The sequence below is a fragment of the Microcystis sp. genome (assembly GCF_048564745.1).
GTDB lineage: Bacteria > Cyanobacteriota > Cyanobacteriia > Cyanobacteriales > Microcystaceae > Microcystis > Microcystis ichthyoblabe_A.
Window position 1 is genome coordinate 18,141 of the sequence record NZ_JBLZRT010000005.1, and the last position, 9,889, is coordinate 28,029.

Sequence of the window (9,889 nt, forward strand, 5' to 3'; positions counted from 1 at the left end):
GTGACTGTTGTTAGCGGTGGCAGAACAATTTTTTGTGAAGGCAAGTCGGATAGCTTAGATTATCGATTGATAAACAAAATAGTTGCCGATATATCGGGAGATAGATGTACAATTATTCCCGCCGGAGGTAAGTTTACATTTTCAAGCTTTGTCCAAGGCTACTTCTCTCGTAACGAGATGAGTAATCAGAGATATATAGTCTTTCGTGATCGAGATTTTGATGCAATACCAACTTCCGACATTCAATTGCTTAAACTGGAGACTAGATTAGGTAATAACTTTACTTATTTAACCTATCGATCCTGTATCGAAAATTATCTTTTAGATGCAGAATTAATATCTAGTTATTGGACGGAAAAATACCAAGAAAAAGTGGACAATCCTAGCTCTAAATGGGGACATGGAAAGCCTCCAGATCAACAGACTATATGGAAATGGATTGAAACTAGCGCTAGGACTATACTATCTTATCAAGCAGTACGCTGGGCTTTAAGTGATTTATTGAGAAAGAGCCAAGCACGGGAACAATTAAAAACAACTTGGACAGGTAGTAGTGGTGAATTACCTGAATCCTTAGCACTGAAACAATGCCAAGAGCAAGCAGTCAATTTAATCAATCAATTTAGACAAGCATTAGAATCAGTTACAGTAGAAGCCTTTCAAACAAGTCTTAATAGCTATCAAAACCAGTTTGAGCAAGAGGATTTTTGGCAAAGAAAACAATACCTAATTTGGTTTCATGGTAAGGATATTCAAAAACAAATGCAGCGACAAGAACCTAACTACATTTCACTACGTCACTTTTATAATTGGGCAATCAATCAGCTTGATATTAATCAACATCTAGAGCTTAAAGAGTTGCAAACAAAAATAGAGCAACTGTGATATTTTTATTTTAGGGGCTTTGGTGATAGCAGTTATCTTAATGGTGAGGTACGAAGTTTTCGTTTTGGGGAGTCTCTGAGTCGGTCGTCGATATTTTTGCCGTTTTTAAACCCTCAAAAATTAATTATGCCAGAGGTTTAATGAACATACCTCATGACATTGGTAAACTTTATATCTTAAAATGCACACAGACAGAACACTTCTGGGAAAATTATCCCCATCTCCCCTAAAAACAAGCTATCCTAAAGATTGCCATCCCGTTGCGATTCTATCCGTGCCTTACTATTCCCAATATCCCGACGCTTTTACTCCCAGTTATCTGAGCGAACTACAAGGACAGATTCTCGCTTGTCCCCACTTCACAGTTAACAATTTAAATCGAGATTTCGTTAAAACCAAAGGCTTTTCTATCGCTTTTCGACGCACACAAATCAGCGAAGTCGAACGAATCTTTCCCTATTTTAAACCCTATCTCGATCGCAGTTTACAAGCTGAATGCAACGCTTTTTATCTTAATCCCTTACTCCTACAAACCGGTTCACGGGTAGATCCCCATATCGATCGCTCCCTGCGCTCCTATTGTAAAACTATCGATCCTCCGCTCCTAGTTAGCGTCCTTTATGTGCAGGTTCCTAGGGATATTCAAGGGGGGGAACTGGTACTAGCAAACCGTCATCGTTCCGTGGCCCAGATTCGTCCTTGTGCTAACACCCTGATCCTCTTTCAAGGAGATCTCACCCATTCAGTTAATCCCGTTAGCTGTTCTGGTATTCGTCTGAGTCTTGTCTGCGAACAATATCGTTTAGATGCCGAAGAATTGCGAGAGATTCCCGAAATGCAGATAGAATCGCGAACCATAAAACCAGAAAAGAAAAAAAAGAAAGATCGGGTCGTTGCCCTACAATAAAAGGACATTTTTGTAAAGATATTCTAGATGGTGATGCGCGAACCGATCGTCGAATTAAGGGGAGTAACTAAAGCTTTCGGCAAGAAAGTAATCTTAAATAACGTCGATCTGAAAGTGTACGAAGGGGAAGCGATCGGCGTGATCGGTCCATCGGGTACGGGAAAATCGACGATTTTGCGCTTAGTCGCCGGATTACTGGCCCCCGATCGGGGAGAAGTGTACATCTACGGCACAAAACGCCAGAGAACCGTAGAACAGGGGGAAGATCCCCTCGGTGTTGGTCTAGTTTTCCAACAATCGGCCCTTTTTGACTCCCTCACCGTCGGGGAAAATGTCGGTTTTGCTCTCTATCGCAACTCAAAGCTAAAACGAGCCGAAATCCGCGATTTAGTGGAAGAAAAACTCGATTTAGTGGGAATGTCCGGTTCCTACGACCTCTATCCCTCTGAAATATCCGGAGGGATGCGAAAACGGGTCAGTTTAGCCAGAGCAATTATCAGCGATCCCTCGATCGCCGCCGATCGACCGAACATTCTCCTGTACGATGAACCCACTGCCGGACTGGATCCCGTCGCTTCTACCCGCATCCAGACGGTAATTATGGAACTTCTCAAAGTAAAAAAAGCCTGTGGGGCCCATCTCATTGTCACCCACGTCCACAGCACCATCGAAAATACCACCGATCGCATCGTTTTTCTCTATAAAGGTCAATTTCAATGGGTTGGACCGACTCAAGAGGCTTATCACTCCGAAATCCCCGTACTCAAGCAATTTTTTACCGGCAGTATCGACGGACCAATTCAGTGATCAGTAAACAGTAAACAGTAAACAGTAATCAGTGAACTGATAACTCGCATCTGATCACTGATCACTGATCGCTGAAATCCTCCGATTTCTCCTGTAAGATACTCTGTAGAGATGAGGAGTAATTATTTATGGAAGCTGGCGGTTCACAACGAGGGATTTCCCCAACTCTGCGGCAAAGTGGTATCGGTTTAATGTTACTGACATCGGGGGGAATATTAATCTGGTTTATCGCCTGGTTAAGTAATTTTAGCTTCGGGGGGCGCAGTTATCGAGCCAGCTTCCTTTTTCCTAATGTGGGTGGCATGATGGTGGGAACCCGCGTCGGTTATCGGGGAGTGAGAATCGGGCAAGTGACGGCAATTACCCCAGAACCGGAGGGAGTCGCCGTAGAAGTGGAGATTTCGCCAGCAGATCGCCTAATTCCCAGTAATTCTCTCATCGAAGCCATTCAATCCGGTTTAGTGGGTGAAACCACGATCGATATTACTCCCCTGCAAGCTTTACCCGTCGGTGGTGTTAAAGAACCCCCTTTGAGTCCTAACTGCAATGGGGAAGTGATTATCTGTAACGGTTCCCGTTTACAAGGGCAATCGGCGCTAAATGTCAATACCCTGATCAGATCTTTACTGAGAATTTCTAATCTAGTTAGCGATCCCGATATGGTGGCCGGATTTCGTTCTTTTACCCAACGCGCTGCCAATGCCTTGGGGGGACTCGATCGCTTTAGTGGTGAGGCAACCACTGCTTTAAGCGAAGTTCGTCGCAGCGGTACTCTGGGTAAAGTTAATTCGGGGATGAGATCCCTAGAATCCTTACCGCAAGTATCCGGTTCCCTTGATCGCCTTTCTAGTGATCTTTCTGGTGTCGGGGGATTGAGTCAGGAAGCGACTACTTTACTGAGAAGTTTACAGGGAAGTGGCGGCCTGAGAAATTTAGACGCTACCCTAGTGGAGGCCCGAAAAACGCTGCTTTTGGTGGGACAAACTACGGAAGAACTGCGGGTTTTTTTGGCAGCTAATCAAAATCGTTTAATTGCCACTCTCGATAGTATCAAAACTACTAGCGATCGCCTACAAACTACCCTCGCTGCTTTGGATCCGATTCTGACACAAGTGCAGAAAAGCCAAATTATTGAGAATTTAAATACTATTTCGGCAAATGCTGTTAAATTAAGCGAAAATTTGGGCAACTTTACCGCTTATCTCTCCGATCCTGCCACTGTTGTCACCCTACAGCAACTCCTTGACTCCTCTCGCGCTGCTTTTGCCAATCTTCAGAAAATCACCTCGGATGTGGATGAAATTACCGGTAATCCGCAACTGCGACAGGAAATTATCCGTTTAATCCAGGGTTTAAGTCGTTTGGTTTCTTCTAGCGAACAACTACAGCAGGAATTCGCCCAGGGTCAAGCAATGACAAGAATGGCCGCCCAAATTGCGACAATAGCCCCAAATCCCGCCCCTAATACCCCAGAAAAAGACCCTAAGAAACCCAGAAAAAGCCCCGAAATAAATGATTAAATGTGTTTGAAAAATCACCTTAGTTCCTCATAAAGGAATCCAATCTAAGCGATCAATCCATTCTTCAGCTTCTGTTAATTCCCAGATTAAAATCATTGATTCAGCCCATTGACTAATTGTACCGCTAGGGCGTAACCAAATAATTCCCCAAGTGTGACCTCCCGTGTTCCAATGATCTTTTAAATGATTGGGCATGGTACTTCTATTGTCAGTGATTAACAGTCTCTGGGATAATTCTAAATATTGCAATAAATTAGGATCAAGTGTCCCTAAAAGAGGTGCATCCGCATCACCAACTCGCAAAATATCTATAGTAGAATTGATACGTTGAACCGCTATTTTTAGCTTAGGAGATAAATTTTCATCCAGCAAAAACCGAATTTTCATGCTTTTTGTAAATACTCCTGCTCCTTTTTAATTTTTGCTTTTCTTAAACGATCAATTAAAGGAGATGATGTTTCTAGCCACTGTTGATAATGTTGTTCCCGTTGTCTTTCTAGCTTGACAAGATAGAGATCGATTTGTGCTTGATTGTGATAATAATAGGTCAAAGTGGCATAAATTTTTTCTAAATTTAGAGTTGGTAATTCTTGGAGAATTTCTTGAGGACTATAACCTTGTCGATAGTATTTCAGTACGTCCTCAATGCCAATACGATGTCCTTTTAATTGAATATTATCTACTGCTACAAATTCAAAATAATCTTCTAACTGCATAGGTTGTTACCTCCTAAAACATCAATACTATCCTAGCATATTATTAAAAATGTGCCGCAAAATTCAAAATTATTCACCGATTTTAAGCCTATCTGAATATTCAATTTAACCCACCTAGTTTAGATGGGTTAAAAAGATAAAAATAGATTAAGATTGACGTTTTAAAGCAGAACTAATTCCTAATACTCCTAAACTCAATAATCCTAGCACTGATGAAGGTTCGGGAATAGAAGTAGGAGGAGGGGAAAGAGCTATCACTGAGACATTATCCAACGCAGGACCATAAGGTGTATCGACTAAATTTAGAAAACTAAGGGTAGTTGTTGTTCCAGTGGCAGTAAAACCCCAAGATTTTGATACCCATCCCATGTTTGAACGGCTTTTTCCTGTTATGTCGAAAGAAAAGTCAGCAGAATTTCCTCCTGCACTCACTCTCATCTCTTTAATAGTAGGACTGTAGTCTGTATTACCCGCCAGATCAAAAGTCACCCGATAAGTCTCACCGACAGTTGTGTTAAAGGTTTGCTGAATTCCACCGGCATTCGCTCCAGATAGATCCAGATTTCTACTACCCTCAGAAGCTTGCCAATAAGTTCCTATATAATCAATTGTTCCTTGGCTGACCGTCCATCCTGTAATTGCTGTGGAAACAGCATCAAGTTGCAGAAAAGAACCAGGGTTGACGGTAGCCGTCTCAAAACTGCCATTTTGAATCAAATTTGCTGCCTGTACAGGGGTGATGATCAAAGCACTCACCGCCAAGACAGAGGAAGCAATTGAGAGTTTTAATAAGCTATGCTTACCCCCCCCCGAAAATCAATTAGTTTTGCTAATCTTTGAGTCATGAATAAAAACTCTACTTTTACAAGAACGGCCTCATCATAGCAGAGAAAAGCTTATAAAATAAATGAAAAAATGATTAACTTTTTGGCTCTTCTCGACTTTGTGTGACAATTTTTGCTTATATAGTAGCGATCGATCTTTGTGTCCTTTGTGTCTCTGTGGTTCGTTCCACTCACTCGCCCGCAAGAATGTATCTTAGAATACATTTTACCCAATAAACCTGGGATATCCGAGAGACTTGTGGCCAGATATAATTAAGGGGTATTTGGGGAAGAAATTGGATTATGGAAGAACTTTTAGAATTAAAAGCTTTGCTCTTAAAAGGTGATATTAAAGGTTCACTGGCGATTCTAGAAGACCTTGAAGATATGAGCAAAAATGGGATTATTAGCACCATTCGTGGTTATGCTGTTATCTTATTACTGCATTTAATTAAACAACAGGCAGAAAACCGAACCACTCGTTCTTGGGATGTCTCCATTCGCAATAGTGTTAGAGAAATTCAACGCCAAAATAAACGCCGAAAAGCAGCAGGATATTATTTAAGTGATGAAGAATTAACAGACACTTTAAACGATGCTTATCTTAATGCTTTGGATGCCGCTTCTTTAGAAGTCGAATCATGTCGGTATCAATCGGAGCAACTAGAAGCTATAATTGACAAAAATAAACTGATTAGTGATGCTTTTCTTCTGATCAAAAACGTCTCTCCCTAGAAAGATTATGACAGACTCAATCTCTCAAGAACAAGCTCAAGAAATGTTGCGTTGGTTAAACAAAAATCGTGACACCGTGATTGATTTATATAAAAATCAATACATTGCTTATAATGAAAAAGGAGTGATTGCTCACAGTGAAAATTTACAGAATGTTCTGGAAGAAGCCAACACAACCAATCAAGAATTTGTCATTTATCTTGTTCCTCGTTGTCGTTATTCTATGCAAATTCTACCCCTTCAAGTTTAAAGTAGTTTAAGATGATTTTGACAACGGCAAAATTCTATGAAAATAACCCTTTATCAACCGACGTTATCGTTATTATTGCTGCTGTTGCTATCCGGTGGTTGTGCAGTCAATCAGGAAAAAGGGAAAACCACCACTCCGCAAGCGTCTCCCCTAGCAGAAATCGTTCCTTGGCAGATGGTCGAACGGGTTACTATTTTAAAAGCCGATCAGGATCCCATCTATGCTTTAGCCATTAGTCCCGATAACTCCCTGCTGCTAAGTGGTAGTTTTGACGGTACTGTCAGGGAATGGGACCTAAAAACTCAAAAACCTCTCAGGACTTGGCAACTAGGTGATACCGTTAACGCTATCCAATTTAGTCCCGATGGTGAGAGTTTCGTAACTGCCGATGCGGGGGGAAAAGTGCAACGCTGGAATACGCGCACGGGAAAATTAGAAATGACCTATCCCGGCCATGCTTTTCTCGTTACCGATGCCGCTATTTCTCCCGATGGCAAAATTTTGGCCACGGGTAGCTGGGATCGTACAGTTAAACTCTGGGATTTTCAGACGGGTACACTGTTAAAAACCCTGCGCGGCCATAATCATCCGATTCAGTCGATCGCATTTAGTCCCGATGGTAAAGGAATTGTTAGCGCCGATTACGATGGCTTCGTTAAACTGTGGAAAGTGAGTACCGGTCGCTTTATTCGTGCCTATGCGGGTAATTTATTCCCCGTTTATCGGGTGCTTTTTTCCAAGGATGGTAATACCGCCGGTACTGCTAGTCAAGACGGTTCGATCCGCAGTTGGCAAGTGAAAAGTGGCATCGGCACCACTACTATTCTCGCCCATAACGACGCTGTAACTGATATGGCCTTGCTGGATGGGGGCAAAGTTTTGGCCAGCACTTCCGGGGATGGAACCGTCAAATTTTGGGATGTTAATACCCGTCGGCGCTTGAATACCCTGAAGGGAAACGTCATCTTAAGAATGGTTGCCAGTCAAGATGGTCGTTGGTTAGTCACTGGAGATCGAGACGGTGCGATCGCGATCTGGCGGGGAATCTAATTGGGGTCTGCTGAAAAAGTTTTTCCTAGAAGCAGGGTGTAGGGTGTAGGGTGTGGGCTTCGGCCGTGAGCTCAGCGTTCGACCGAGCTCACGCCGAGGTCCGAACGGGTGTGGGGTTTTACCGATTTTGAGGGGGTCAATTACCTAATTTTCAGGGAAAAAGTAGCTGAATTTCCCCCTGATCACTCCCATATCTGGTACTTTTGGATTTCAAAAAAGTCTAAAACTCTTATCCAGCAAGGTTTTTAGATTTATTCAGCCAGCCCTAATTGACTATAATTAAGACTAGAGTGTTTTCTAGGGCGAAATATAGCTATGGCAGCAGTGATTTTAAACTTAGATACAGTCAATCTCAGCGATGAGCAGTTTTACCGTCTCTGTCAAGTTAACCCAGATTGGCAGCTGGAAAGAAACGTTCAAGGAGAATTAATTGTGATGCCACCTGTTGGGGGAATTAGCGGCAACCGAGAAGCCGATTTTATCATTGACTTAGGTATCTGGAATCGTCAAACCCGATTGGGTAAAGTCTTTAGTTCGGCGACGATTTTTCGTTTACCGAAGGGCGGAGATCGCGCTCCCGATGCCGCTTGGGTGAGTTTAACTCGTTGGCAAGCTCTGAGTCGAGAAGAACAGGAGAAATTTCCGCCTATTTGTCCCGATTTCGTTATTGAACTGCGCTCCCGTAGCGATTCCCTCCCAGAAATTCAAGCTAAAATGCAGGAATATCTCCACAGTGGTTTGCGATTAGGTTGGCTAGTTAATCCTCAACAACAACAGGTGGAAATTTATCGTCCTCAGCAACCCGTAGAAATTATGGAACTACCCGCTAATTTCAGCGGAGAGGATGTCTTACCAGGCTTTAGTCTATTTATCTCTATTTTTGAGTAAAATATAGTCAAGACTGATGTATGATTCTACTTGTAAATTTATCGCCCTGGAATATTCGAGAGATTTAGCCACTTGGTTATTAGGTAAACCTTTAGATTTAACCGAAATTAAACCCTCAGAGTTGTCATTGGAGCCGATAAGAGCCGATAGTTTAATCTTTTTAGAGTCAGAAGAATTAATCTTACATATTGAGTTCCAAACCGACCCTAAAGAGGATATTCCCTATAGAATGCTCGATTATGCCACAAGACTCTATCGACGCTATCAAGGCAAACCTATCTATCAGGTAGTGATTTATCTAAGGAAAAGTACCTTACCCCTAGTCAGACAGAATGACTATCAACAGGGAAAAACTTATCATCAATTTGAGGTGATTAGACTATGGGAACAACCCTATCAACCCTTATTACAAGCACCAGGACTATTGCCCTTTGCTATACTAGCTCAAGCTGAGGAGCAAGAGAATTTACTGCGGCAAATCGCCCAAAAAATCGAACAAATCAGCGACAGTCGAGAACAAAGCAATCTGGCTGCCTCCACCGCAATTCTCGCCGGATTAGTATTAAACAAAGACATCATTCAACAATTGTTGAGGAAGGATATTATGAAGGAATCTGTCATCTATCAGGAAATTAAAGGGGAAGGAAGACAAGAAGAAGCCATCAATTTGCTTCTACGTCAATTAAATAGGCGTATAGGTGGCATTGCTGCCGAATTATCCGCCAATATCCAAAGTCTTTCTCTAGAAAATTTAGAAAACTTAGGAGAAGCTTTATTAGATTTCCAGTCGGTAGAGGATTTAGAACAATGGCTAGAAAATGAGCGTTTTTAACTAATTTACTGCGGTTATTTTTATTCTCTTAATTCCCTCTATTATCATTATGTCAGATCATCAAGCTAGTTAGGGCTTGCTGAGTAAATCTAAAAACCTTGTTGGATAAGGCTTTTAGACTTTTTTGACCTCAAAAAGTGCCGACCATTGGAGTGATTGGGGGGAAAATTCAGGTACTTTTTCCCTGAAAATTAGGTAATTGACCCCTTCAAAATCGCTAAAACCCCACACCCTACACCCTACACCCGTTCGGCTGAGCTCACGGCCGAAGCCCACACCCTGCCACCAGGAAAAACTTTTTCAGCAGACCCTAATTAATTTTTGCTGGTTCAAAAGCAGCAATTCTCATTTTAAAAAGTAACAAGTGATACAGACAGAAACAAAGCTTTAAGCAAGCTACAAAATGCGCTCCCGCGAGTGCGACTGCATCGCAGAGAAGTGAGTATATAGAGTATTTATACTCAAAATATTTGAA

The 9,889-nt window shown here is 42.0% G+C and carries 12 protein-coding genes; 9 read left to right on the top strand and 3 right to left on the bottom strand.

Annotated features, from left to right (window positions below; genetic code table 11):
* The 4 genes from ACOCD9_RS00560 to ACOCD9_RS00575 all read left to right on the top strand — a co-directional run bounded on the left by ACOCD9_RS00560 (position 1) and on the right by ACOCD9_RS00575 (position 4,119).
* Entirely contained in the window at positions 1–885 is an 885-nt protein-coding gene (locus ACOCD9_RS00560) for a hypothetical protein (RefSeq protein WP_419546136.1), read from the top strand.
* Between the two features lie 274 nt (positions 886–1,159).
* Entirely contained in the window at positions 1,160–1,792 is a 633-nt protein-coding gene (locus ACOCD9_RS00565; RefSeq protein WP_419546143.1) for a 2OG-Fe(II) oxygenase, read from the top strand.
* A gap of 27 nt (positions 1,793–1,819) precedes the next feature.
* Positions 1,820–2,599, top strand: a complete 780-nt coding sequence (locus tag ACOCD9_RS00570; protein WP_002763710.1) for an ABC transporter ATP-binding protein — start codon at positions 1,820–1,822, stop codon at positions 2,597–2,599.
* A 128-nt stretch (positions 2,600–2,727) separates the two neighbouring features.
* Positions 2,728–4,119: an MlaD family protein gene (locus ACOCD9_RS00575; RefSeq protein ID WP_419546137.1), complete on the top strand. Its 1,392-nt coding sequence runs from the start codon at positions 2,728–2,730 to the stop codon at positions 4,117–4,119.
* A 27-nt stretch (positions 4,120–4,146) separates the two neighbouring features.
* Here the strand turns inward: ACOCD9_RS00575 and ACOCD9_RS00580 are convergent, their stop codons facing one another.
* The 3 genes from ACOCD9_RS00580 to ACOCD9_RS00590 all read right to left on the bottom strand — a co-directional run bounded on the left by ACOCD9_RS00580 (position 4,147) and on the right by ACOCD9_RS00590 (position 5,591).
* Positions 4,147–4,506 carry a DUF5615 family PIN-like protein gene (locus ACOCD9_RS00580; RefSeq protein WP_002763705.1) on the bottom strand — a complete coding sequence of 120 codons (360 nt, stop codon included), beginning with the start codon at positions 4,504–4,506 and terminating at the stop codon, positions 4,147–4,149.
* Entirely contained in the window at positions 4,503–4,835 is a 333-nt protein-coding gene (locus ACOCD9_RS00585; protein WP_002750711.1) for a DUF433 domain-containing protein, read from the bottom strand. Before ACOCD9_RS00585 ends, ACOCD9_RS00580 begins: the two co-directional genes overlap by 4 nt.
* 147 nt (positions 4,836–4,982) lie before the next feature.
* Positions 4,983–5,591 (bottom strand): choice-of-anchor C family protein, encoded by a 609-nt coding sequence (locus ACOCD9_RS00590; protein WP_419546138.1) that lies wholly within the window; start codon positions 5,589–5,591, stop codon positions 4,983–4,985.
* A 371-nt stretch (positions 5,592–5,962) separates the two neighbouring features.
* Here ACOCD9_RS00590 and ACOCD9_RS00595 point away from each other — a divergent pair, with 371 nt between their 5' ends.
* From ACOCD9_RS00595 to ACOCD9_RS00615, 5 genes are all read left to right on the top strand, one after another.
* Positions 5,963–6,394 carry a DUF29 family protein gene (locus ACOCD9_RS00595; protein WP_419546139.1) on the top strand — a complete coding sequence of 144 codons (432 nt, stop codon included), beginning with the start codon at positions 5,963–5,965 and terminating at the stop codon, positions 6,392–6,394.
* Positions 6,395–6,401: 7 nt separating this feature from the next.
* Positions 6,402–6,644, top strand: coding sequence for a DUF5678 domain-containing protein (locus tag ACOCD9_RS00600; RefSeq protein ID WP_419546140.1), 243 nt, complete (start codon positions 6,402–6,404; stop codon positions 6,642–6,644).
* Between the two features lie 36 nt (positions 6,645–6,680).
* Positions 6,681–7,694: a WD40 repeat domain-containing protein gene (locus ACOCD9_RS00605; protein ID WP_419546141.1), complete on the top strand. Its 1,014-nt coding sequence runs from the start codon at positions 6,681–6,683 to the stop codon at positions 7,692–7,694.
* Between the two features lie 315 nt (positions 7,695–8,009).
* Positions 8,010–8,582, top strand: a complete 573-nt coding sequence (locus tag ACOCD9_RS00610; protein WP_419546142.1) for a Uma2 family endonuclease — start codon at positions 8,010–8,012, stop codon at positions 8,580–8,582.
* A gap of 16 nt (positions 8,583–8,598) precedes the next feature.
* Positions 8,599–9,414, top strand: a complete 816-nt coding sequence (locus ACOCD9_RS00615; protein WP_287704352.1) for an Rpn family recombination-promoting nuclease/putative transposase — start codon at positions 8,599–8,601, stop codon at positions 9,412–9,414.
* The last annotated feature ends 475 nt before the right edge of the window (positions 9,415–9,889 follow it).

Coding starts and splice junctions, on each gene's coding strand:
- ACOCD9_RS00610 (WP_419546142.1), top strand. CDS start 8,010: ATGGCAGCAGTGATTTTAAACTTAGATACAGTCAATCTCAGCGATGAG.
- ACOCD9_RS00605 (WP_419546141.1), top strand. CDS start 6,681: ATGAAAATAACCCTTTATCAACCGACGTTATCGTTATTATTGCTGCTG.
- ACOCD9_RS00570 (WP_002763710.1), top strand. CDS start 1,820: ATGGTGATGCGCGAACCGATCGTCGAATTAAGGGGAGTAACTAAAGCT.
- ACOCD9_RS00615 (WP_287704352.1), top strand. CDS start 8,599: ATGTATGATTCTACTTGTAAATTTATCGCCCTGGAATATTCGAGAGAT.
- ACOCD9_RS00580 (WP_002763705.1), bottom strand. CDS start 4,506: ATGAAAATTCGGTTTTTGCTGGATGAAAATTTATCTCCTAAGCTAAAA.
- ACOCD9_RS00595 (WP_419546139.1), top strand. CDS start 5,963: ATGGAAGAACTTTTAGAATTAAAAGCTTTGCTCTTAAAAGGTGATATT.
- ACOCD9_RS00575 (WP_419546137.1), top strand. CDS start 2,728: ATGGAAGCTGGCGGTTCACAACGAGGGATTTCCCCAACTCTGCGGCAA.
- ACOCD9_RS00585 (WP_002750711.1), bottom strand. CDS start 4,835: ATGCAGTTAGAAGATTATTTTGAATTTGTAGCAGTAGATAATATTCAA.
- ACOCD9_RS00600 (WP_419546140.1), top strand. CDS start 6,402: ATGACAGACTCAATCTCTCAAGAACAAGCTCAAGAAATGTTGCGTTGG.